Annotated in this window: 21 protein-coding genes; all 21 read left to right on the top strand. The window is 45.2% G+C overall.

Annotated features, from left to right (window positions below):
• The first annotated feature begins 1 nt into the window (after window position 1).
• Window positions 2–1,258, top strand: coding sequence for a sensor histidine kinase (locus H9Q77_RS16460; RefSeq protein WP_117465420.1), 1,257 nt, complete (start codon window positions 2–4; stop codon window positions 1,256–1,258).
• Window positions 1,259–1,449: 191 nt separating this feature from the next.
• Window positions 1,450–2,118: a hypothetical protein gene (locus H9Q77_RS16455; protein WP_117465419.1), complete on the top strand. Its 669-nt coding sequence runs from the start codon at window positions 1,450–1,452 to the stop codon at window positions 2,116–2,118.
• Between the two features lie 42 nt (window positions 2,119–2,160).
• The gene (locus H9Q77_RS16450; protein WP_117465418.1) at window positions 2,161–2,829 is read left to right on the top strand and encodes a DUF3879 family protein; all 669 of its coding nucleotides are present in this window, start codon (window positions 2,161–2,163) and stop codon (window positions 2,827–2,829) included.
• Window positions 2,830–2,892: 63 nt separating this feature from the next.
• Window positions 2,893–3,399 carry a hypothetical protein gene (locus H9Q77_RS16445; protein WP_117465417.1) on the top strand — a complete coding sequence of 169 codons (507 nt, stop codon included), beginning with the start codon at window positions 2,893–2,895 and terminating at the stop codon, window positions 3,397–3,399.
• Window positions 3,400–3,567: 168 nt separating this feature from the next.
• Entirely contained in the window at window positions 3,568–4,401 is an 834-nt protein-coding gene (locus H9Q77_RS16440) for a hypothetical protein (protein WP_117465416.1), read from the top strand.
• A 170-nt stretch (window positions 4,402–4,571) separates the two neighbouring features.
• The gene (locus tag H9Q77_RS16990) at window positions 4,572–4,697 is read left to right on the top strand and encodes a CLI_3235 family bacteriocin precursor (RefSeq protein ID WP_082241399.1); all 126 of its coding nucleotides are present in this window, start codon (window positions 4,572–4,574) and stop codon (window positions 4,695–4,697) included.
• An 83-nt stretch (window positions 4,698–4,780) separates the two neighbouring features.
• Window positions 4,781–6,235: a hypothetical protein gene (locus H9Q77_RS16435; protein ID WP_249326276.1), complete on the top strand. Its 1,455-nt coding sequence runs from the start codon at window positions 4,781–4,783 to the stop codon at window positions 6,233–6,235.
• 25 nt (window positions 6,236–6,260) lie between these two features.
• Window positions 6,261–6,380, top strand: a complete 120-nt coding sequence (locus H9Q77_RS16880) for a hypothetical protein (RefSeq protein ID WP_015517458.1) — start codon at window positions 6,261–6,263, stop codon at window positions 6,378–6,380.
• Between the two features lie 218 nt (window positions 6,381–6,598).
• A complete protein-coding gene (locus H9Q77_RS16425) occupies window positions 6,599–7,372 on the top strand; it encodes a DUF6033 family protein (protein WP_118542376.1) in 774 nt (257 codons plus the stop codon).
• Between the two features lie 64 nt (window positions 7,373–7,436).
• A complete protein-coding gene (locus H9Q77_RS16420) occupies window positions 7,437–7,982 on the top strand; it encodes a hypothetical protein (protein ID WP_117465413.1) in 546 nt (181 codons plus the stop codon).
• Window positions 7,983–8,262: 280 nt separating this feature from the next.
• Window positions 8,263–8,949: an H-NS histone family protein gene (locus H9Q77_RS16415; RefSeq protein WP_117465447.1), complete on the top strand. Its 687-nt coding sequence runs from the start codon at window positions 8,263–8,265 to the stop codon at window positions 8,947–8,949.
• Between the two features lie 81 nt (window positions 8,950–9,030).
• Window positions 9,031–9,204, top strand: coding sequence for a hypothetical protein (locus H9Q77_RS16410; RefSeq protein WP_181968633.1), 174 nt, complete (start codon window positions 9,031–9,033; stop codon window positions 9,202–9,204).
• A gap of 329 nt (window positions 9,205–9,533) precedes the next feature.
• Window positions 9,534–10,250, top strand: coding sequence for an AAA family ATPase (locus H9Q77_RS16405; RefSeq protein WP_117465412.1), 717 nt, complete (start codon window positions 9,534–9,536; stop codon window positions 10,248–10,250).
• Window positions 10,251–10,275: 25 nt separating this feature from the next.
• Complete coding sequence (locus tag H9Q77_RS16400) at window positions 10,276–10,704, top strand: HTH domain-containing protein (RefSeq protein WP_117465411.1); 429 nt, start codon at window positions 10,276–10,278, stop codon at window positions 10,702–10,704.
• Between the two features lie 77 nt (window positions 10,705–10,781).
• Window positions 10,782–11,141 carry a hypothetical protein gene (locus tag H9Q77_RS16395; protein ID WP_117465410.1) on the top strand — a complete coding sequence of 120 codons (360 nt, stop codon included), beginning with the start codon at window positions 10,782–10,784 and terminating at the stop codon, window positions 11,139–11,141.
• A gap of 59 nt (window positions 11,142–11,200) precedes the next feature.
• Window positions 11,201–11,761 (top strand): RNA polymerase sigma factor, encoded by a 561-nt coding sequence (locus H9Q77_RS16390; protein WP_014080624.1) that lies wholly within the window; start codon window positions 11,201–11,203, stop codon window positions 11,759–11,761.
• Window positions 11,758–12,390 (top strand): hypothetical protein, encoded by a 633-nt coding sequence (locus tag H9Q77_RS16385; RefSeq protein ID WP_014080623.1) that lies wholly within the window; start codon window positions 11,758–11,760, stop codon window positions 12,388–12,390. The genes H9Q77_RS16390 and H9Q77_RS16385 overlap by 4 nt, the downstream gene beginning before the upstream one ends.
• A gap of 152 nt (window positions 12,391–12,542) precedes the next feature.
• Window positions 12,543–13,193: a hypothetical protein gene (locus tag H9Q77_RS16375; RefSeq protein ID WP_117568903.1), complete on the top strand. Its 651-nt coding sequence runs from the start codon at window positions 12,543–12,545 to the stop codon at window positions 13,191–13,193.
• 762 nt (window positions 13,194–13,955) lie between these two features.
• Window positions 13,956–14,483: a PrsW family glutamic-type intramembrane protease gene (locus H9Q77_RS16370; RefSeq protein WP_242993482.1), complete on the top strand. Its 528-nt coding sequence runs from the start codon at window positions 13,956–13,958 to the stop codon at window positions 14,481–14,483.
• 158 nt (window positions 14,484–14,641) lie between these two features.
• On the top strand, window positions 14,642–14,854 hold the full coding sequence (locus H9Q77_RS16365) for a hypothetical protein (protein ID WP_118552132.1): 213 nt from the start codon (window positions 14,642–14,644) through the stop codon (window positions 14,852–14,854).
• Window positions 14,851–23,751: a cell wall anchor protein gene (locus H9Q77_RS16360; protein WP_249326275.1), complete on the top strand. Its 8,901-nt coding sequence runs from the start codon at window positions 14,851–14,853 to the stop codon at window positions 23,749–23,751. The genes H9Q77_RS16365 and H9Q77_RS16360 overlap by 4 nt, the downstream gene beginning before the upstream one ends.
• Window positions 23,752–23,759: the final 8 nt, after the last annotated feature.

Here is a 23,759-nt window from a genome sequence, read left to right as displayed (position 1 = left end):
CATGACATTCTGGGTATTGACATTTATTGCGGAAATGCTGGAAGTAAAAGGAACGCTATACTTTTTTGATACTTTTATGGAAAAAAGAGATGGCGGATATAGGAACAGATACAGATTTTTTGTTTATTGCGGAGTGCTTTATCTGGCAGCAGTCACAGGGATATGGATCGGAATGTTAAAATGTATCCTGATTATACTGGTTATGTCTTTACTAAATCTGGCTTATTATGAGGTCTCCTTCCGGCAGAGTTTTTTATTTTCAATCATCAACTATACAATGCTTGTATTGATTGATTATGTGACTGTTTTGCTGGGAAGAGGAGGTTCAATCCAAGAAAAATGGTTTTTACAGGCACTGATATCAAAGACTGCTTTTATCATTCTGATGTTGTTTATCAGAAGATTTAGCAAGACAAGAAAAAGCTACGGTCTGATTACCGGAAAAGAGTGGTTTCAGTTTTTCTGTGTTCCTGTATTTACGGTGGTCGGTTTCATTCTTATGTTTTATTCAGAAAACGATGATATGCAGAATGTATTTTTATTTCTTTCGGTGGGACTGGTTGCGATTAACCTTATCCTTATGGAGTTCATGCAGAATACCATTGAAAAAGAAGAGAGAATAAAAATTGCGGTACTTACGGAACAAAATCAGAAAAATCGTATTGCAGATTATCAGGACCGGGAAGAAATCTATGAGCGTCAGCGAAGAAAAATGCACGATTATAAAAATCAGCTTTCCACGATCCAAACGTTGATAAAGAATGGACACACAGATGAGGCACTTTCATTTACGCAGAAGCTGACAGAGAGCATAGCTGTCGAGATGTCGGCGATAAATACGAATCATCCAGTGGTGAATGCTATTTTAAACCAGAAATACCGCAGTATGCAGGAAAAACACATAGCAGTAATCCTAAAAGTAGGGGATTTGCAGGAGATATGTCTGGAGGAGGAAGAGATTGTGATTCTGCTCTCTAATTTATTGGATAATGCAATCCGGGAGAGTGAAAAGGTACTGAAAAATACCGGAAAAGCGGTCATTCATCTGAAATTAGAGTGCGAAGATCATAAACTGATATTTGCGGTGCGAAATCCTGTGACAGAAAAGGTGGAAATTGAAAATGATACGATAAAGAGCAAAAGAGGGGATCATCACGGCATTGGGCTGTTAAATGTAAAAGCAGTTGTGGATAAATATGGCGGCGACATGGTGCTTTCCTGCGATGAAAATGAATTTAAGGCGGTGGTTATCCTGTAAAGGTATGGTCTTTGTGTGCGTAATATGGTCGTTTGATGACATGGGACTGGGAAAACAAGTGATTTTATCCGATAAAAAAATAGAGGAAATAAGTATGTTATGAGAATTTTAAAGAATGAATATGATAAATGGATAAGTATATATAGAGGTTAAAATATATGCAGAGAAGGTAGAAAATATGAGGTGAATTCATGGGAATATCGATTTCAAATGCAACGAGTTCTGCTATTACAAAATATAGTGTATCGCTGAGAAGTGGAGAACCTGATTGGTCTATGATTCCAAGTGCAGGGAAAAGCAATAAGTCACAGGCAGAGTTTGTCTCTGAGATTAAGGAACTGGCTCAGAGAGCTGCCAACACTACGAGTAAAACGGAATTAGAATCTATTCACAGGCAGAGAACAAGGTTATGTGCAGAATACATATCCGATGTATCCCCTGACAGAAAGGCATTATATCAGCAGGCTAAAAATGCGGTAAAAAGTCAAAATGGTAATCCGAAATGCAAAGGAATCGGAGAATTATCATTGCTCGATTTTCTGGAGAGGGCAGAGGGGAAAAATAACAACCTTGCGCAAAAGAAGTTTGCTCTGGCGGGAGGAGGCACACTGGAATGTCCGATTCTGACAGGCGAAGGATATGGTGCCGACATTTCTTATCAAGGAACAAAAGTGTTGACCTATCTGGGAGATAGTTATGGATGGGGATGCGAAAGAACTCCGGCTGAGCGGGAAAAGGAAAGAGAATTTTACGGAATTTACTTCAATGAATACCATACGCAAAAGAATGCCCAAAGCTCAGAATTGAAAGAACTGCCGAACTATTTGGAAGAGAAAACGTCTTTTGATAGGAAAGCGTAAGGATATAGGTAAGATAACAGGTTTAATATGGGAGGATTTTTTATGTCAAAAATAACGGATTATGCTTTTTTGTTTCAAAAATCATTTGGGACATCAGGAGTAAATGCAATAGGCAGTTTTCAGTTGTCCCAGTTGAACAGCAGTTCTGTTCAGTCCAAGTTAAAAGCTGCCGGGATTAACACAAACAGCAAACAATATAAAGCCGCAGTAAAACAAATGATGTCTGCTGGAAATGGTGCAATGTATGGCAATATTCAGGGAATAAAAAATCTGATGAGTCATTATGACAAGGATGGAGATTATATCAACCCTGTAAATGGACTGGCAGGACTTTTAGTGACAGATGAAAATGAAAGTTCGAGAAAAAGGATCATATCAATTCCGGATAGTAGCAAAGAAGAAATGTATGAACTGACAAAAAAAGAGTTCCTGCGTGAAAACGGTGTCCACAATGGAGATACAACAAAACGTTCCGAGGTATATAACAATTTGTACCGCAAAATGCAGAAAAAGGACAGATTGGCTGCCGGGTACACCCTTGAAAAATATGAGAGAATTTACAGACAGGCATTTTATGATGCCGCAAAAAAGGCTGATCCTAACTGGGAAATTGGTAAGCCAATTAAAGATGGTGCATTAGATAGTGTTACAAGAGAATTGGCAGAGTCGGGGAAATCTCCTGCACAGGCAACGCTTGATACTAAAATTTAACATATCAGGTATATTTGAATAATTAAAAAGAGAAAATTTTGAGCTGATTGGAGGAACAAAAATATGAACATTGGTTCTGGTCTGAATACCGTATCTTCATTGTACGGTCAACAAAAAAGTAATTATATGAAAGCACCTGCATCTGCGGAAAAGACATTTTATACGGCTGAAACACCAAAGGTATACCAGATATTCACAACAGATAATATGTTGTGGACAGGAGGTAATGGTACAGGTCTTTCTTATTGCCTTAAATATGCGGATGATTCGACGGATGAAAATCCAGTGGTGTTAGCGAAAGGTGTGGATGAAAACGGGAAAGAGTTTGAGCAAAGAATTTATATCAATGATGTTAATCCATCAAATGCTACAGTAGTCGAAATGCGTGCATTGGAGGCACATTACAAAGTGGAGAAGCAGGGAGGTTTCACGTCTCTGCCGCTTGAAGCTGGTAATATGGGACTTAACGACAGAAGAGATTTTATCGCAATGTTCAAAAAAAGCATAGAAGATTTAAACAAATTGGGAAGTCAAGAGCTTATGTGGCAGCAAGAGGAGCAAAGATACTGAGTTATAATGTTATAAGAGAATGTTGGCAGTTGTTATGAGACTTATATAAGGTAGGAGATAATATGGTTACTTATATATTTATAAATCACTTGGACCATATAAGGAAAGTGATTGCAAATTCCGAATGACAGAGGAATATCAACGAAAAAATGCAATGGAGGAAATGCAATGGGTATAACAGGCGTAGGAAGTTCTTATAATTTTGTTTATAACACAAAAACAGGTAAGCTATCTACAAAGGATGGCAGTAAAAATGAATTTGTTGATTTTTGCAATGGAGATGTAAAGGGAGAAGATACAGAGACACTGAATCATTTTGATGAGCATACAAGATATCAGTTTACAAGAATGCTGTTTGCATATGGAACCGGAATGACCGGACAGAATCCTTTTGCCAATGATGAGAAAGTCGAGATTACAGCGGATATAGACAGTGCAACCCATACTTCCTTTTATGTGAATGGGCAGAAAGCGTTTACGGCAATTACGGGTATGTCATATCTCCCATCCGAGATTCAAACCTTTGGAACCGTACAGCAGCCATTTAAAACCAGAGGGTACAAACCATATGATCCCAGTACAAACAGTATCACGATTGGGGTTGGAAGCAGATTTAATCTTGGAAATGGATACAGCATGACGGTACAGGAAGATTTTGTCTGGGGCGAGGGCTATGGAAACGGAAGCAAGGCAGATGATGAAAGATGCAATATGATGATAGGTGGTCTGAGCTCCCTGATACATTTTGCGGATCAGCAGTATTTTTCAAGTATGACAGATACATACACCGATTATATTTTAGATTTTCTTGCGTCACAGGGAGTGGATACAAGCAGAGAATTTGTGATAAACGGGACACATTGCGAACTGGTAAATGGGAAAATAAGTGAAGTTGGTAACGATTATGTGGTGCCTAGTTCCATTCAGCAGAAAGCAGTGAAAAGATATGAAGAAAGTATGTCACAGCTTTTGAATAGCGGAACTTGGTATAGATGGTCATAAAAGTAATAGATCACTTGGACCGTTATGGAGAGTGAATAGATTCCGAATGACAGAGGAAAGGACAGCATATCTGCAACAGGAAAAAGAATTTTATACAGTGTTGGCATCCAAAATAGGAGAATAATTTTATGCATGATGCAAAAATGATATTGAGATAGGAGGAGTTCCATATGAAATTAGGGAAGAAAACAAAGACTGAAAAAGGAACATTTATGGCATATGCTTCTTGTTCATGTACTTGCTTCTGCGTATGTAAGTGCCAGAACTGTAATAGATCATTGGGGAGAAGAAAATAGAAATGGAAATAAACAATACTGGTTCTACATATGGGGCAGCATTTCGTCAAAAACCGATTTTTTTCATGTCTGGAAAGGAAACAGTGGCATTTTTTGAAGGAAAACTGAAGAAAAATATGACACTTCAGGAAGATTCCTGTACACTTGGCAGCAATGACACTTATCGCAGACAGCATACCACTTATGAGGTTTCGGACAAGAAGAAGGGAAGTACGTTTCTGGATCTGGATTTTCTGATTAAGGACGAAACCAGCAGTCTGAAAGGAAATCTCAGTGATAAAAAGGATGTGGATTTCTACAACTTTTCCATTCCATTTAATCGAACCATACAGAATTATTTTGGGGTTCAAATATACATGGACATGCCGGAAGGCTGTGATTATGACCTCACCTTATATGATGAATATGGCAATCAGGTCGGAAAGGCAGAATGGGACGGAGAAGGACGTAAAACACTGACCATCCCGAACTGGGATACAAATACCAATAAATATTGTATCAAGATAGAAAACAAAAATGGGGAAGAAGTTTCCCCGGATGATTATTATAAAATCAGTTTCAAGGTTTCTGAAAATAAAGAACAGGAAAAGACCGATGCCATAAGGGCGGCATTCGGGAACCTTCACGGTGCATACAGCCGGAAAGATGAAAATTGGAGGGAATACCTCGACAAATATAATGAAGTCCTGATGGATACAGAGAAAAATTATACAAAAGAAATGGATAAACTCCACCAGAAGCAGTTTGAAAGTCTGCCGGAAGAAAAGAAATACAAAGGCGGACGCACAGTGGATGAATTGTTGCAGGACATGGCAGAAGGAAAGACACTGGATGATGTGGAAATGGAGTATGTGAAAATTTTTGCCAACCTGAAAGATTTTGAGAAAGCACAGCAGAAGGCGGAACTGAAACATGATTTTTCCGAGGATTTTGTAAAGGATCTGGAAAGCAAAGGTATCTCACGTGATGAGCTGGATGGAATGCAGATAAAGATTGAAAGCAATGGGAATGTAACAGTGAGCGGTATCGAAGATAAAGAAGTCCGGGAACAGGTTCAGAAACTGGTAGAAGAAAAGTACAGTGACCGGATGTATCAGTATTACACAGGAATTGCTGACAGTGTGGGAAATCTGTCGTCTAATACCTATCAGTATGCCACGGATGTGCAGGAAGTCAGGCGTTACTTAAAAGGGGTTACGGGAGAAGATATTTCTCTGGAGAACCTTTATCTGACACCGGACGGAAAAATTGGCGGGTTGCCGGAAAAAGCCGCTAATCTGATCAACAAAACAAAAGACAATGCCAAGATAGAGCGGATAAAGGATGCATTGATAAATATTATAGGACATAATAGGACAAGCGGTGATCTGGGGATTCCAGACTTCACTTCGGAGTTTAAATTCAGTAATGGTGCTTTTTCTGTGGCAGACAGTGGTTTTACGGTGGATATGGCGGCATTGGATAGAAGGCTGACGCCACAACCGCATGATAACATGTATTCGGATATGTATGAGTACAGTTTCAGAAAAGTATTATGATACAGCATCAGGAGGTAAAGGTAAGATGAAGAAAGCAGAAAAGATTACAATCAAGGTATTGAAAGTAGTGGAGAGAATTGCCCGGAATGAAGTGGAAAAAACAGTTCTTGGCAGGACGGCAGAGTGTTCAGCGATTTATCACTAGCCGAAAAGACCGAAGAAAAGGGGAAACTAGGTCAGAATAATGAAATATTTTGTGGAGTGTTGCGGTTGTGATTATCGTAATGGCAAAACAAAAGGAGTAAGATAACTCCAAAAGGGTTATCTTACTCCAATAAATCAATTAAAGGTTACTGCTTGGGCTTCGGATGGAGAGAGCAGGTACGGTTCTGACTGACAGAAGAACCGTGGAAAGGAGTTAATATGGGATTAGGCGTTGAAAATTCAGTTAATGCTTATAATCAGAATTATAGGTATCAACAGAATAAGACGACAGGGCAAGCCAATCATTTAGATTTCAATAAGATTTTATCTGCTAAAGAGGGTGATAATACAGAGAAAGTACAGAAGCCAAATGAAAATAGTGTTTCAAAAGTAGATACCTACACTGAATATTTAAAGGCTAAATATGGGAATATAATGATCCAAAATGTTGGAAGTGATCAAAAGAGTATGGATTCATTGGGGACGGGGACATATGGGATGAATAATATTGTGATTGCACCCAATGTTTTGGAAACAATGGCAAATGATCCCAAAAAAGCAGCTTATTACGAAAAGATGATACAGGATTTTTTTGCTTCGCAGTCAACTGTGAAGGCGCAGATGGCAGTCGGGGGGTTTGAGATTCAATCTTATGGTATGGTTATTCACCCGGATGGAACTGCACACTATTATGTTTGTGGAGATGTTTCACCAGAAAAAAAAGCAAAGATAGAGGCGCAAATGAAAGCTGAAGATGAAGAGAAGGCTAAACGGCGTAGACAATATTTAGAGCGCAGTGAGGAGGCGGCAGAAAAGCGCAGACAGATAGAAGAGATTAATATGCAAAAGAGTAAAAAAGATGCGGCTTTTGATGATAATATATCGGCTGTTAATGTATTATCGGAAGTAGATAGGGCGGTTGCCATAGCTGCTTATGAAAATATTGCCAATACTTTTAATGAAAACATAATAAAAAGTACAATTGATAATTGAGGACTTTACTGACTATATCAACTTATAATAATCGATATATAATATTATACTAGGAGGTAATTAAATGCGTATTGGTTCGGGAGTGCAAAGTGCACCGGAAGTATTTGGAAAGCGACAAAACAATAGCAAAACATCTGCTGTCGGAAATGAGGAATTTTCTCAGACATCGGTAAAAGTGTATTTAAAGACGGATGATATGTTGTTTTCAGGTGGAAATGGAACAGGTCTTTCGTTTTATATTAAGTATGCAGAAGAGTCAACGGAGGATAATCCTGTAGTGATAGCCAAAGGGATTGACGAAAATGGAAAAGAATTTGAAGAAAAAATTAATATTAACGATATTGATTTGAGAAATGCTTCTTATGTCGAAATGAGTGCTTTGGAGGCATATTATAACGTCGATAGGGGAAATAGTCTCAGTTCTTTTCCACCAGAAACCGGGTGTATGGGATTAAATGACAGATGCGACCTTATATCCAGCTTTGAAAAGGTTATTCGGGATATGAATAAATTAGGAAGGTATGATTTGCAGATGTTTTATATGCGAAATATGAATACTTATCTAAATGCAAGCAGTAAGTATGAAACTAATAGTATGAACAGACAATGATATTCTGTATTTTAGAAATATAATATTTTTTGGAACAGACAGAGAAAAAATCGGAATCTTGCAGACAAGCAGATTGCACTGACAAAAGGCGGAACATTAAATTTAACTATTTTAACATTAGATGGTTATGGTGTTCAAATTCAGAGTCGGGGTGTTAATATATTGCTGAATACCAGTATCGGCTGGAAATATGAAATGACTCCGGCAGAATTTCCAAGAAAAATTTTATTCCATTTACTGGAATGAATATAACGCAGTAGAGAATGGAGGGATTATAAATATGGTAAATATGGTAAATACCGCTGTAAATAACAATATTTATGCAGGAAGAAAACCTGGTTCAAAATATAACCAGTCACATACTTTTCAACAAAAGGAAGTATTAGAGGTACCGGGTGGTGCAGCAGTTAACAAATATGCAAATGTTCAAGAAATCTATGAGGCATTAAAATATAACGCGTCATATAGAGTAGATAAACAGGAGCAGGATGAAATTGCTGAGAAAGAAATTCAAAATGAAGAACCAGAAATAAGCAATGATTCCAGTGAAAAAATGACAGCATGGTACCAGGGTGTTCCTTTGAAAGAATGGGCATTAACGGATCCTAAATACACGGATTCAGAAACGGGAATTTCATGGTATATTAGAGACGGAAAATATCCGTATATGGTAGGTGAGGATGCAGAAAAGTTCCGAAAACTTTGTGAAGAATCCGGGGAGTTCCCTCTAAAGAAATTTGGGGAAATGACGGGATTAATACAGAAATTAGATGACAATACAGTAGCGTATGTGGGTGATAACGGAATTGCAGTTAAATCTAAAGATGGGAAAGAGATGTTTGTGGACACATCAGGCTTGTCATATGATATTCTTATGGATATGTTCAGAAATTTGCCTAGAAATGGGAATTTTTTCAGCAATAAGTATTGGTCAGATAATATACAGAAAGCACAGGCTCGGAGCTGATGATACGTTATATTGCAAGAGTGTGTATGCTTGGACTCCGATAGGAGAAAGCAGATTGGTTCTGATTGACAGAAGAATCATATGGTTTTAGGATTGATTTTTTCAATCATAGGATTTATGGAGCGCAAGGAAAATGACTTTGGGGTTGTAAACGAGTGTGATGATATGGGGCTGGGAGAACAAGTTATTTTATCCGATAAAAAAAGCAATATAACGATGCAATCAAGGCTTATGAGCATACCGGTAACGGTGTAAGCTGGTCGCAGTTTGAATGGAAAACTTACGATACACAGATGACAGTCACATTTGAGGATTCGGTGAAAGTTGAAAGCATTTCAAAAGGAATGAATGTGATAAATGGGTAGATGCAATGGTAAATAGGAGGGACATGGTCTGCCGAAAGCATTGGATGACCTATTAAATATTCGGGAGGGAATCTGACCTATCAGGATTACGCAAGCGATATCCGGGAAATTTTAGCATATAAACAGACGCAGCACAAAGATATTATGTCTGAGTTAAACGTACAGTTTTTCATGGCAGACGGTACAATTCAGATAAAAAAATAAAGCAAAGGTAATGAAATGAATAATCAATTTATACAAGGAGTAACATTCGATTGGGATAGAATTGATAACGATAGTTATTTAAAGAGAATTGAGGCTTTTGGGGGTGTTAAAAAACTTGATTTCAACAAACCGGTTACTTTTTTTGTCGGAGAAAATGGCAGTGGTAAATCCACTTTATTGGAGGCACTTGCCGTAGCACATGGTTTTAATCCTGAGGGTGGAACAAAGAATTATGTTTTTTCTACGCATGATACACATTCAGAATTATGTGATGCGATAAGAATTTCAAAAGGCTATCGGAAGGAAAAATGGGGATATTTTCTTAGAGCCGAAAGTTTTTATAATGTTGCAACGCAGGAAGAAGAATATGCAGATTTTGCGCATCCTTCTGCTAAATATCATGAAAGGTCACATGGAGAGAGTTTTCTCGCGTTAGCGCAGAACAATTTGCAGCCAAATGGTCTGTATCTTTTTGATGAACCGGAAGCTGCATTATCACCTCAGAGACAGCTTACATTGTTAATACAAATATATAGATGTGCAAAAGAGGGAGCACAATTTTTTATAGTTACACATTCGCCTATTCTGTTAGGCATACCAGATGCAGATATCTATTGTTTTGATAATGGAAGCATACATTTATGTGAATATGAAGAAACAGAGAGTTATCAAGTGACAGAAATGTTTATAAACAATAGGCAGATGTTGCTGGATAAATTGTTGATAGAGTAAAGAAACAATGTGTTAGGGCACAAATATGATAAAAACAAAAAATATTTCAGAAATGTTGACTTCTTTAAATGAGGAGTATCGTTTTAATAAAAATACTCTTTCAAAATATTTAGAAATAACTGAAGAAACAGTAGATGGAGTAGCAAAGGGAAATGTGGAATGTCTGCCAGATGATCCTGCATTGCGTCTTAAAATACTTAGTAAAGCAGGATTTCTGTATTTTGGAGCGATTGAAGATAAGGATAGGCAACTAAGCGGTTTTTTGGAAGTGCTTGTTTCCTATCATGGCATATCCAAGCTAACGATAGCAAAAATGGCTGGTGTTGAGGAAAAAGATATTGACAGGCTTTTAGCCAATCCACCAGAAAAAGTTGAAATCGAAGTAAAATATAAAATTGCTGTGACTGTTATGGAGCTACGGTTTTGGTTAAAAGATTGTGAGTTGCCAATATAATCATGTGGTGCTTGGGAAACTGGTGGAATAACAGGAAATGTAATTAGAATAAAGAAAGATAGAAGGCGAATGGATACATGCGTGGATTTGTATGCATGATGCAGACAATGAAATTGTTAATTTGCAAGCAACAGTTAATTACTTCTGGTAATAATGGAGAAACAAACTGGTCTTATATTCCGTCGAAAGGAAAAAGTACGAAAACGCAGTTTGAATTTGTGAGTGAGATTAAGAAACTGGTACAAAAGTCTGCCAATGCTACTGATAAAACAGAACAAGATTCGATTTCAAGGCAGAGATGTTTGTGGACACATCAGGCTTGTCATATGATATTGTTATCTATGACAATAACATATCCTGTAGGAGTTGCATGTTCTGCGATTATGTATTTTATAATAAAGCAAAATGGTAATTTTTTGAAAAAAGTTTCGGATTAGATGTAGTGTTTGCCGCTGAAACCGTAGTATATGAGTGAAGCCGGAAAGGAGGCGGTGTGATGATAGACGATGAAAAAATCATAGAAATGTTTTTTGAGCGTTCGGAACAGGGCATACGGGAACTGGACATAAAATACGGAAAAGCCTGTCACAATCTTTCCTACCATATAGTAGGGAGCAGACAGGACGCGGAGGAATGTGTAAACGACGCTTATTTAGGTGCATGGAACGCCATTCCACCAGCACGACCTAACCCATTGTTGTCGTATCTTTTGAAAATCGTTCGGAATATTTCGCTCAAAATCTATTGGAGAAAGGAAGCAGCCAAACGAAGCAGTCATTACACGATTGCTTTGGAGGAAATTGAAGCCTGTATTGCAGACCAGAAAAACATTGAAGAAGAAATCGAGGTCAGAGAGTTAGCCTGTATCATTGAGTCTTTTTTAGACACGCTGACTATCGAAAACCGCGTTATCTTTATGCGCCGCTATTGGTTTTCCGACAGCTACAAGGACATAGCCGAGTTTGTAGGGCTTTCAGAAAAAAATATTTCTGTCCGGCTGACCCGTATCCGCGAGAAAATGAAGCAATACTTGATTGAAAGAGAGGTATTCGTATGAACGCAAAGAAATTTTCTGACGCTATGAGCGAGCTTGATACAAAATATGTTGATGAAGCACTCAACTACAAAACGAAAATGAAAAAGCCTATATGGATAAAGTGGGGAATTATGGCAGCCTGTCTTTGCCTTATAATTTGCGTAGTTACAATTCCGCGTTTACTTAATGGCTCTAATCCCCCTATTTCTGGAGATTTGGCTCCTATGGTTTATGTAAATAACAAGTTGTATCAATATACGGATAGTCAACTCGATTTTACAGATAAAGAAAGCCAGTTCACTTATTTAGGGGAAATCGAAAGCAAAGTTAGCTCATCGCAAGAGCCAAAAGAGAATTTCCAAGCCAATGACGATATTGTAGGTGCTAAAGTATATCAATATGAAAATAATATTGTGGTTTTAATTGATGGTAAATATTTCTTATATAGTCATATGGAAGATGCTGAAAATGAAACGGTTGAATTTGAAGGACAGTTATTTAACAAATCGGACTTATCCGAAGAAACCCTTGAATGGCTTGAGTGGTATAATTCGATACCGCCAGAAAAACAACTTGCTGTCAATTCAATTCCAGCCGAGCTATATACTGATGACGGTGCTGGAACGGTTGACGCAGACCAAGAAAAATAATTTTGATTGACACCTACAAGGGACAGCCGAGATTGAGGATGGAAAGAAGAAAATCCGCCAGTTTGAGAACTTGGAAAAGAGGTTGCGTCAAAAGTTATCCAAAGAGGAACGAAGAACACGCAACAACCACCTGTATAATCAAGAGGGCACTTATGAAAAATAAAAGTATCAATCAAGTTTCCATAATAAATGGTGAAGATGGTCCCACAAGTGTTTTTATATTTGGAGAAGCTCAAAAGCAATCTCTAAAGATTAGAATCCGAAATGCTATCTATCAATCCAGACGAAAAAGGATAGAAAAGAGAATAGCGGCCAACCCGCATACCCTTGCGGAAGTGGTGCAATACGCAAAGGTTCATTATGATTTAGTGGAAATCAATCCTGCCGCAACAAATTGGATAGAACGACAGAAAAATCTAAAAGCTAGTTTGATTATGCAGCATAAACCAGAACTTTTGGGCCAAAGGAAGGATATTCCAAAACCAGATTTTCATAATGAAGAATCTGTTAAAATTTTTTTGAATGAAATGGAAATTAGAAATAAATTGATTGACCAAATGCCTGATAATGTAATTCCCATGGATTTTCATTTATATGAAATAAAAATTGGTGAGGATTTAATGGAAATAGAGGTAGATTATACCTGGAATATATTTGGAATATCTTACTCTGGAAATAAGTCGGTCATAAAAAGGTTTAAGAAAATAGCCAGAGATTTATATTGTTATTATGGTGTCAGTGAAGAGGATATAAAGAACCGGACAAAAAGATATTCTTCACTGGTAACGGAATTGAGTTCATAAATAAGCAGTTAATTTAGCAACAACTTGTTGCAGATTCTAAAGTTATCTTGCATAATTAAAATATAAAAGATGTATATAAGGTCGGAACAGAGACCTTAAACCTGTTCCAGTGGTCGGGATGGAGACCGAAAACCCATTCCCATTGCGGAATAAACTGCAAATACAGTGATCGCGTTGCAGAAACCTGTGAGGCCTGCGACTGGGGGAGAACCTGCGGGGACTCCTCTTTTCTATATTATGGAGATGGTGTATATGCAGAAGATGCTTGATTTTATAACATAGAAGAGAGTACGTGTAATGCGGAGTAAATAATGGTCAAAAAACAATCGACATCCGACCTCACACACGTTATAATATAGATAATCTAATAAGAAAACAGTGTTATCATTACCGCATATTCAGTGAGAATGGTAGCCATAAATATGAATTCGCAGGAACGGAATGGTTGAACCCTCAGGGTGACAGTGTCACTCATTTGTCAGCGAGAGGTGCTTAACTTGGATGATTTTCAGTTTTCTTATTTTGACATGGATTTACAGGAAAGTCAGTAAAATCAAGTTGTTGCTTGACTTATGTTGACCAAGAAAAACATAGATTTTCTGTAGTGACTTGAACTCCTAAGCACTAGTTGTGGGTTCGATTCCCGCTGGGAACATTTGTAAATATAAGATGATAAGTTTACTTAATGATTGTATGTCTTTTGTTTTAGAGTATTTGTGAGTATTAAAAAATTTTAAATTTGAGCGAAAAATAGTTGTAACATTGGTTACTATCGCATATAATATAAACACAGATAAGAATCTGGTGTGCATATGCACATTAATATTTGGGCTGGTCGCAAGACCCGGGTCCACCAAATGGCGGGTAAGACACCCGCCATTTTCATACGGAGAAATAGATGAAAGAATTAAGTTTGAGCCGGAGGGCAATAAAATCAAGGTAGCCGCAATAACAGTCGCCCTCGCCTTCGCCACCTTTGAAAACGTCTGCTATCTGATCCAGAACGGCACAGACCGCTTCTCCTTCATCTTCTTCCGGGGCTTCGGCACGGGAGCCATGCACGTCCTCTGCGGACTGATCGTGGGCGGCGGGCTTGCATACACATGGCGGCGGACGTGGCTGAAGATTGCGGGCACCTGCGGGCTGCTGGGCGCGACCATCACCCTACACGCCATCTACAATCTGCTCATCGCCTACGGCGGTGTTGCGCAGTACATCGCCTACGCCCTGCCGGTGCTGCTGGTGGCAGCGGGAAGATTGTCCACCTTCCGATTATCACGGAGAAAATAACCGAATATCCACTCCTTGAGAGCTGCTTTTTGGCGGCTCTCAATTTTTTTGAAAAAATTTGCATTTTGGGTGAGAGTTTTTTCGATTTTTTGTACCTATATAAATGAAGGGGTTTTTAAGCCGCATTTCAAAAAATCCAGAGAGAAGGTTCAAACGAAATGTACGATACCGCAAAACGAGTCGCACTCGTCAAGCAGCGGGTGCGGGAAAACACCCGCCGGAGGCAGCGGCGCGAGGCAATAAGCCTCTCCGCAGCGTGTATGCTGCTGTGCGCGGCGCTGACGCAGGCGGTGGTCGTTACCGTGTTTTGCACACGATTGAGAAAAAACAATAAACAGCAGGAACAAACCAAGGAGGATGAGGAAACATGAAGAAAAGATTTTTAGCGGCGCTGCTGAGCCTGTGCATGACGCTCACGATGCTGCCAACTACGGCGTTTGCAGCGGTGAGCGATTCGCTGGGCAACACACCCGAGGAAAATCAGGCGATTTTGGAGCAGCTCTCCGCCTCGACCGGCGATAGCAGCGACCAGGTGCTTTCCATGCTGAACGCTTTGGGGCTGCTGGATGAAGACGGCAATTTCAAGGTGGATCAAACCATCACGCTGGACGGTCAGGTGTTAACACTGGCGGCTGTCATGGAGCTGCTGGAAAATCCCGTCACGGATCTCACCCGTATAGCCGACGTGGATGGGACTCCGGTGGCGCTGGGCGATTTGAAGACCATGATCCAAATCGAACAGGAGCTGCAGCGGATCAAGGACACCTATTTCTCCGGCAGGGAGTTTACCGGGGAAGCACTGGAGAATCTCAATAGCCTGATGGAGCAGCTGGAGCTGCAGGGCATCAGTTTGCAGTATTCCGCCTCTGCCACAGCGCCTGTGGGCGTTGAGACGGTGGATATGAGCGGCATGATGAGCCAAACGCTGGGGGATCTCGCAACCAACAGCTGGAGCTCCGGGACTTTTACTGTATACGGCGGAAAACCGGTCGGCTTTTCCTACCGCATTCAAAAAGGCCAGCTCAGCGATTATATCACCGATGTGGAGGTCTCGATAGGCGAGACGAGTGGGGTCGCCAAAGGCGACGGGTCCTACAAGCTGACCTATGACGTAGGCTCGACTTTCAGTTTAGGTGGTTGTAAAATCACTGTCAAAGTTACAACCAAAGGAAGTACCCAAGCCTGGCACGATAATTCTTATTCCTATGGTGACCTGCTGGGGATGATTGAATTTTACGATGCGGAAAATCTGGTGTTCTATGACGGCGCCGGTTATGCCGACCACTGTCAGCTCAAGCTAAAAAAGACGGTTGACGCCCCCACAATACAAACATCAATGACCGCGCCGAGTTATGTTGAAAAACTCGAAAATACAACCGTATTATATGATGATTTGTTTATTCCTTTGCTGGCAAATGAATACCTTGCAGCCACCGGTGCCAACAATCCGGACTTCGTTGCGCTAAGCGATACCATCGGAATTTTGGAGGGTGCCCGCAACTCGGTGCTTCCCGTCGACTCCGACCCATTTTATCAGCCATACCAAATCGACGCCAGCATCAAGTTTGACTGGAGTACCGACGCAGCTGCCTATACTGGCCCTGCGCCGTATGGCAATTATAATTCTATAACCCCACAACCATATGCCCCGTTCTGTCTGACGGAGTACAAGCTCGATGGAACAGCTCTGACGCTCAGCGGCGACAGAAAGAGAACGGAGGAATGTACGATTAACAAGGGCAGTACGGTCAGCATCTCCCTGCAGTCTACCACGCAAAACAGAGGGGATCAGCAGTACTATCTGCCCTTCGAACTGTATCTGAAGAATGTAAATAGAGATACCCCAAATTCCACCACCACCGCCACGACCAGCAACGTCTCCGCCAAGCTGGTGGACACGGACAATCCCACCATTCAAAGCGTCACGGCCCCGGCGGGAATCTATGCCAGCGGACAACACGTGCCCATCACAGTTACCTTTAACGAGTTCGTGGATCTTAGAAACGCCACCGTGACCATCAATGGCAAAGTGTATAGCGCCGCTGAGCTTTCCATGAACAACTACGGCGTCACGGCAATGCTCTGGTACCCAGTGCAGGATGCGGATGACACCACGGTCACCGTCAATGGTATGACCGGTGTGGAAGATGTTTTCGGTCATACGCTGGATACCTCACTCTATCCAAGCAACTCGATTACCGACGTTGATCTGAAGAGCGTCTTGATGCGTAACGCTCCCACCGCACTGACCGCCGACTACGCCGACGGCAAGGCATCGTTCACGATGAACGCCAACATGGAGCAGGTCTACAAGACCGTATACAGCAATTATCACATCCCGGCAGGCACAGACCCGAAGGAAGCCCCGTTCCGCCTCGAGCTGAGGTACGACTCTGCGGTTGAACCAATCCATCTGCAGGTCTATCTGGACACAGAGAAGGAAGCCTTCACCATTAGCGACTACGCAATCGCACCCTCTGCTTTGGACCGCACCTACACGGTGACGCTGCAGGCCAACGAGGGCACGAAAGCCGATCCTGACTGGGTGAATGTTCTTCCCCTGACCCGGCAGTTCACGGTGGCAAAGAAAGTTTCCGCGCACACGGTGAAGGTCGTCCCGGAAGCGGATTCCGCCGACTATACGATTTCCCTCGGCAAAACCGCCCGCCCCACGCTTAAGGCAGAGGTTTTTGGGGAAAACGATGAGCAGGCCAGCTACACCACCGGTAAATGGAGCAGCAGTGACACGCTCATTGCCACCATCAACGAGGATACCGGCGTTGTTGCCACCACAGGAACCAAGGTGGGAACCGTCACCTTTACCTTTACGGCGGACAACGGGACTGAGGACACTGCCGATGATGTGACGGGCAAGTCAAAGCCCTATAACGTGACGGCAGGCGATTCCCTGGCACTGGTGATTCCCGGCGGCGCGTCCATCGTGACGCGGGTAAATCAGCCCGCCACCGTGCTGTGGAGCTCCAACGCCACGCTGATGGCGCCGAACAAAGAGTTCAATTACAGGATTGATCTGTATGAGGGCAACTACGCGAATGAGGCGGCGCTGAGCGGCCGCAAGCCCGTTGCGACTTATACCGCCGGCAAGGATAAAAACAGCGTGCGGATCGAGGAGAATGTGCTCTCCAAGCTCTCCAACGGCAATACCCCTGCCTACACGGTATTGGTTTCCATGCCGCACCCCAACGCCGGCGGTGAGGACGTCCGCCTGTCGGCACTTGCCTGGATCATCGTGCAGGCACCACCTGCCACAGCCAAGCTGACACCGCCCCAGAGCATTTACCTCAAGGATACCGACGGTGCCGTCAATATCGACTGGTCGGTGGAAAACACCACTGACGGCGCCCCTTTGCAGCCTACGCTGACCATCACCCGGGTCACAGAGGACAACACCACCAAAGTGGTGGACAGTGAGCGCCTATCCGGCACCTCCGGGAGCTTCCCCCTGTCATTACAGAGTGTGCAAGCCGGCAATCTGAAGGACACCTATCAAGTGGTTTTGAGCGTGGAGAATCCTGGTGAGGAATCTCCCAGCACCGACTCCTTCCCCCTGTATGTCTACGATGCCGACGCACTGAAGGTGCAGAACGACAAAGGAGACACGATTTCTAAGCTGACCATGGACAATACCTCCAAGGTCAGCGGCAGCCTGCCCACCGTTACAGCTGAAATTTTGCAGCTGCGCCAGGAGTTGGGGCTGATCGAGTACATAGGCATCAACTATGACGAGTACGGATGGAACTCCTTTAAAGACGGCATCCGGTGGCTCTCCAGCAACAACAATGCCATTTCCGTCAACTACAAGCAGGGCGGACTGTATGAGGACATCAGAAACTTCTCCTTTGATTCCTACCTTCCCGAAACCAAAATGGCGCTGTCCGGCTTGGCCAACGGCACCGCAACCGTCATGGCTACCCATGCCGCCACGGGCATGAGTGCCGCCGTACGGGTGACAGCGAAAACACTGCAAAATAAGTTCTATCTCTTCCAGCTGACGCCTGCAGCGGAAACTACGCTGCAATACACCGACGGCAAAGGTGTGCCCAAAACGGTCACGACCAACAGTGAAGGCGTGCTGGCGCTTTACGAACCCAACGGAATCGCCAGTGAGGTGTCTCTGCGGTCCGGCTCCGGCGCGGATATTTATCTGGGCACCATCTATAAAGAAAATCTGCGTTCCGGCGAGCGGGATGCCACAAAACTGCAGCTTTATCCCTTGAATACCTTCAGCCTTCGGCGAGTTGCCCGGGCATCTGTGACGCTCATCACGCCGGGCGGCGATCCGCTGGCGAACAAGACGGTGACCGTTCGTGGCGGCGTTTATAAAAACGGAGGCTACTGCCAGACAGCTCTGCTGGGCTCCAGGGCAGGAGCACTTGTCAGCGGCATCACCGGCGACACCTATACCACGGATGCGGCGGGAAATATAACCGTCTATCTGGATTCCACCCAGTTCTGGTCGGCCGAAAAGGGCGAGAGCAACGCCACGGCGCTTTCTGCTCTGGATCAGCTGGAGTACATTCTGGAGATCAGCGCAATTGACGGCGACAAGTACTATCCGCTGCTGCTGACCGTCAACGGCAAGCTGGGCGTAGACGATGTAATGCGCACCGCAGAGGGCGTTGTCTCTCTGGAGCGCGTGCCGGCGGGGGAGGAAAACAAACCCTTCATTGTGGCGCAAAGCGTTGATTACGGTCTTGCCAACGGTCAGAAGGTGGATGTCCGCAGCTCGACTGGGAAGATTGGCCCTAACAGCAGCTTTAAAACAGCAAGCCTGCACACCACCATGTTCCTCTGGGGCGAGGATATTGCCAACGCGCGGAATTACAGTCTCAAGCTGGCGGACGAATACGGCATTCTTCCTGCCGCCCAGAGCAGCAGTACCAAGCAGTATCCCTTCTCATCCATCCCCGTAGCGGAAAACGATCTGACCCTCACCGAGGCCACCATGACCACCTCTGGATGGATCGCTGACGGCAAGGATGTGGGTATGAAAACGCAGCTGAGCCTGAACGGCAGCCTGCTACAGGAGAAAATAATGCCCTTCCGGGTCGTTGATCTGACCCGAGTGCCCAAGGTGACAGAGGATGACCGCGTCACCGGTATTCTGGCGACGATGGGATCCTCCAGTGGAGTGAATCAAGTCGACTTTGGCGGAGTGGGCGATAGTAACATTCTCAAGGTGCTGACCGGACGGCTGGATGATCTGAGCGGTCCGGTGGACACTTCCGTGTTCAAAATGATTATCACCCCCAGCGAAGATCCCTCCGTGTTCCGTGCCATGATTTGGGCCGGGTACAATACGCTGGAGATGGAGGACATGGATTATTCCGAGGACGGCGTGGCGTTGGGTGCGAATGTGCTGACGCAGAATCTGGAAGTGGGTGTGCCCGGGACCGGGGACCTGAGCCAGATGGCCCAGGGCACCTATGATCCCAAGGGGGACTACAAAACCAACTCCATAGCCGACAATGTCACCAGCACGGATCTCAACTTGCAGTTGGAGGGCTTTTACGAAGCGGAAATCCGCTATAACACCGAAAAAAAGGAGTGGGAGGTTTTCACCGTAGGCGGAGGATTTACCGCCGGCGTTGGTGTGGGCTTCTCCTTCAGCGTGAACGCCATGGCTGGCCCCGTGCCGTTGACAGCAACCTTTGAGCTGGGTGGTGCCATTCAGCTGGATTTCCGTACCGCAGTGCGCTACGGACGGCAGGGCGAGGGTACAGAGCTTGCCTGGAGCGATCCCACGGCCACGGCAGTGAATGACTTTTTGACCACGCTGCGTATCAACGCCTATGTCCACGCGTTTGGCGGTATTGGCTTTGACTATTCGGTCGTGGCGCTGAAGATCGGCCTATTCGGCAATTTGGATGTGGACAGTCAGAATAAGTTCCTTTCCCGCACCTATCTTGCCGACGAGACAAAGCGCCAGATCAACGGTCAGGCCCTGGGGATCCAAAGCGAAGTGGGGATCAAATTTGTGGCAACCTTCCTGTTTATCTCCTACGAGGCGGTGATCGCCTCCGGAACCCTTGGAGCCACCAGGACTTTTAATGACTGGAAAACAATCGACGACTACTGGAATAGCGCCACCAGTGGGCTGAGCCTTGCCTCGCTGCGGATGGCGGCGGCCCAGAGCGGAATGCAGGTGGCTTCTGGCAGTGCAACGCTCCAAAGCCGGGACTATCTGGAGCAATATGCCCGTACCTGGGGCCAGCCCCAGCAGCGGATGATGCTGTTCTCTCTGAACTCCACCAGTGGGCTGAAAAACATCCAGACCAATGCCAACCCCACATCCTATCCACAGCTCAGCGATGACGGGAAAGTATTGACCTACATCAACGACGGCAACAGCAGCAGTATTTACGATAGCCGGGCGCATTTCTCCACCCTCAATGGCGGCGTCTATACTCCCTCCAGTGAAATTGTCGCTCCCACAGGGTTCCCCGGCTACGGCGACACGAGCGTTTCTTTGTCCGGCACTGGTAGCTTCGCGGCGGCGGCTTGGGTTCGCATGGGCACCGACCTGCCGGGTAAAAATGCCGGTGATGCCGTGACATTGGAAGAGCAAAACCTACTGATGAACAGCACGGAGATCGTAGTGTCCGTCTATAACGGCTCAACCTGGACATCCACCCGCCTAACCAACGACGGCACGCCGGATCTGGCCCCAGCCACGGCAGTGGGCGGTGACGGCAAAGCCATCGTGTTCTGGCGCAGCGTCTACACCCCCGATCCCGGTACGCAGGGCAGCAACAACCTGCTGAACTTCACGACCAGAGATTGTATCATGTACAGTTGCTATGACAGCACTAACGGCACCTGGAGCAAGGCAAAAATGCTTTATAACGGTGCTACTGGCAGCGTGAAGGCGTTGCAGGCGGCCATGCTGCCCGACGGAACCGCTATGGCGGTTTACTCGCTGGACCGCAGCGGAACCGGAGATACCTCCGCCTACGAGATCGCCTATTGTACCGTGGCTGCTGACGGAACTCCCGGTACAGCCATGCTGGCGACCTGTGACAGCAATCTTGACGAAAACCCCCAGGTCGTTGCAGCCAACTTCGGCAGCGGGGATGACCGATTTGTCATCGGTTGGCACAGTGTCCGAGATGGCAGTAGCGATATCCAGCTGTTGGCTGTGGACGGTAGCGGCACCATGTCCAACAGTTTCCCCGGCTCTCTGTCTGCCCTGACCAGTAGCGGCAACGCCGTCGTGGGCGGAGACTTCCGCTTCGCTTCCCTCAGCGGGGATCATCGCAGCCGCAATGATCTTACCATCGTCTGGAATGAGACTGTCAATAACACCGACGGCGCGGTAGATCACGGCATTTTGAAGGCGGCCAAGCTGCGCTATGCCACAAATCCCTACACTCTGTCCGCACCATTGGAACTGGCAGAGCTGCCGGATCGCACGCTGGCTGACCACTTTGATGCCTATGTCAGCGGCACCAATCAGGTGCAGGTCGCCATTCAGGCCACCCGGTATGACGATGAACACCAGGAGGTAATCGGCGGCGTGACCGTTCCGGGTGAGGAAACGATCCTCTATACCGCTACCTCTGATTTTATCACCGATGCGGTGGCAGTGGAACAGATCGGTGTGGATTATGCAACGCTGGCGTTGAACAGCCTGACACCCATTCGCTTTACCATCCGCAACACCGGGCTGAACGATGTGACAAACCTAACGGTCAGCCTTGGCAGCGGGGAAACCGCCACCCTTACGGAAACACTGCTGCCCAATGAAAGCACCACCCTTACCGTCTGGCACCATGTGGGGAACCTCGTGACCGACCCGGGCTATACCATCACCGCCGCTGGCGGCATCCACGAAAACGGCACAGTGTATCTGGATTATCCCGACATTGGCATCTCGCAAATGGAAGTGATTGCGGAGAGCGCCGGCAAGCGCACGGTGCGCATGACCCTCTATAATTCCTCTGCCGCCACGCTGGCTGGCGGAAAGAACCGCGAGGTGAAGCTTGCGTTCTATGCGGATGATCTGCATACCGAACCTGCAGAGGTAGCCTGCACCACAAACGGCGTATCGGTTAGCGGTAATGAAATCACCATTTCCGAAGACAGCGCCCTCACCCGCATTGATCAGGGAACCTTTACACTGGACCTGACCTATGATCTGGGCAAGTATATGACATCCATTGGCAAAACCGAGATCCCCAATGTGGGTACCTATCTGTACGCCGAGGCGTGGGCGGAAGGCCTGATCGGTGGAACGGGAAGCAATCAGCGACTGCCGGAGTATAACGGCAGTGACAGCGAGGCCAGCGTCCATATGACCGGCGCACTGGCTCGCACCGGAGAGCAGCTGACGATGGATGTGACACAGGGGAACGACGGCAACAATCACAGCACCGCCGCCATTACTCTGCGCAACAACTGCCTGCAGTCTCAGACTAGCGCAGAGCTGGTGGCCACGCTGCTGGATGCTGCCGGGACCGTTCTGGAAACGAAAAAGACCAGTATTGGCGGTGCCATCTCCGGGGAAACCTTCCAGACGGAAACCGTCACCTTCTCCCGGCTTGGCACCCGCGTAGTGGTGCGAGCCGCAGTGCCCGGTAATGACCTTCTGACCTTTGAAGGTCTGGCAGTGGAGCTCGGCGATTTTACTGCCAACGGAACGAATTATACCTATACGCTGCAAAATGATAGCGGAGCAACATCTACGCTAGTCACAGCGGTGTCTGGAAACGGCGAGCCCGTGAGCATCAACGGGCAGGCTCTGTCCACCGGCGGCAGCGCAACCGTTGCCATCCCCAACAGCGGCACAACCGACATTGTCGTGAGAATCGGTGCTAAAACCTACACGCTGACGATTCTGCGCAATAGCGGCACAGGCGGCAATGAAGGCAATAGCGGCACAGGCGGCAATGAAGGCAGTGGCGGCGGCAGCGGCTACAGCTACTACACCATCAAGGCAACTGCCGGGGCTGGCGGCTCCATTTCTCCCTCCGGCAATGCTAGCGTCCGTGAGGGCAGAGATCAGACTTTCACCATCACTCCGGATAAGGGCTATGCTGTCGCCAACGTCAAGATTGACGGCAAGAGCATTGGTGCGGCGAAGTCCTACACCTTTGAGAATGTCAGCAGAACCCATACCATCGAGGTCATCTTTATGAAAGCCAACGGCAACCCCCGGACCGGCGTGTTTGTGGATGTAGCCACCGGCAGCTATTATGAGGATGCTGTGGATTGCGCTGTTCTCTTTTCACTACAAGAAACAAATTAATGACATTT

This window comes from Simiaoa sunii, from assembly GCF_014337175.1.
Classification (GTDB): Bacteria; Bacillota; Clostridia; order Lachnospirales; family Lachnospiraceae; genus Acetatifactor; species Acetatifactor intestinalis.
The sequence above is the reverse complement of the archived record's forward strand: the minus strand, read 5'-3'. Positions and strand labels throughout refer to the sequence as shown.

What these genes read in the sequence shown, in the direction of transcription:
- H9Q77_RS16460 (WP_117465420.1), top strand. Translation starts at nt 2, where the DNA reads ATGACATTCTGGGTATTGACATTTATTGCGGAAATGCTGGAAGTAAAA.
- H9Q77_RS16455 (WP_117465419.1), top strand. Translation starts at nt 1,450, where the DNA reads ATGGGAATATCGATTTCAAATGCAACGAGTTCTGCTATTACAAAATAT.
- H9Q77_RS16450 (WP_117465418.1), top strand. Translation starts at nt 2,161, where the DNA reads ATGTCAAAAATAACGGATTATGCTTTTTTGTTTCAAAAATCATTTGGG.
- H9Q77_RS16445 (WP_117465417.1), top strand. Translation starts at nt 2,893, where the DNA reads ATGAACATTGGTTCTGGTCTGAATACCGTATCTTCATTGTACGGTCAA.
- H9Q77_RS16440 (WP_117465416.1), top strand. Translation starts at nt 3,568, where the DNA reads ATGGGTATAACAGGCGTAGGAAGTTCTTATAATTTTGTTTATAACACA.
- H9Q77_RS16990 (WP_082241399.1), top strand. Translation starts at nt 4,572, where the DNA reads ATGAAATTAGGGAAGAAAACAAAGACTGAAAAAGGAACATTTATGGCA.
- H9Q77_RS16880 (WP_015517458.1), top strand. Translation starts at nt 6,261, where the DNA reads ATGAAGAAAGCAGAAAAGATTACAATCAAGGTATTGAAAGTAGTGGAG.
- H9Q77_RS16425 (WP_118542376.1), top strand. Translation starts at nt 6,599, where the DNA reads ATGGGATTAGGCGTTGAAAATTCAGTTAATGCTTATAATCAGAATTAT.
- H9Q77_RS16420 (WP_117465413.1), top strand. Translation starts at nt 7,437, where the DNA reads ATGCGTATTGGTTCGGGAGTGCAAAGTGCACCGGAAGTATTTGGAAAG.
- H9Q77_RS16415 (WP_117465447.1), top strand. Translation starts at nt 8,263, where the DNA reads ATGGTAAATATGGTAAATACCGCTGTAAATAACAATATTTATGCAGGA.
- H9Q77_RS16410 (WP_181968633.1), top strand. Translation starts at nt 9,031, where the DNA reads ATGGTTTTAGGATTGATTTTTTCAATCATAGGATTTATGGAGCGCAAG.
- H9Q77_RS16405 (WP_117465412.1), top strand. Translation starts at nt 9,534, where the DNA reads ATGAATAATCAATTTATACAAGGAGTAACATTCGATTGGGATAGAATT.
- H9Q77_RS16400 (WP_117465411.1), top strand. Translation starts at nt 10,276, where the DNA reads ATGATAAAAACAAAAAATATTTCAGAAATGTTGACTTCTTTAAATGAG.
- H9Q77_RS16395 (WP_117465410.1), top strand. Translation starts at nt 10,782, where the DNA reads ATGCGTGGATTTGTATGCATGATGCAGACAATGAAATTGTTAATTTGC.
- H9Q77_RS16390 (WP_014080624.1), top strand. Translation starts at nt 11,201, where the DNA reads ATGATAGACGATGAAAAAATCATAGAAATGTTTTTTGAGCGTTCGGAA.
- H9Q77_RS16385 (WP_014080623.1), top strand. Translation starts at nt 11,758, where the DNA reads ATGAACGCAAAGAAATTTTCTGACGCTATGAGCGAGCTTGATACAAAA.
- H9Q77_RS16375 (WP_117568903.1), top strand. Translation starts at nt 12,543, where the DNA reads ATGAAAAATAAAAGTATCAATCAAGTTTCCATAATAAATGGTGAAGAT.
- H9Q77_RS16365 (WP_118552132.1), top strand. Translation starts at nt 14,642, where the DNA reads ATGTACGATACCGCAAAACGAGTCGCACTCGTCAAGCAGCGGGTGCGG.
- H9Q77_RS16360 (WP_249326275.1), top strand. Translation starts at nt 14,851, where the DNA reads ATGAAGAAAAGATTTTTAGCGGCGCTGCTGAGCCTGTGCATGACGCTC.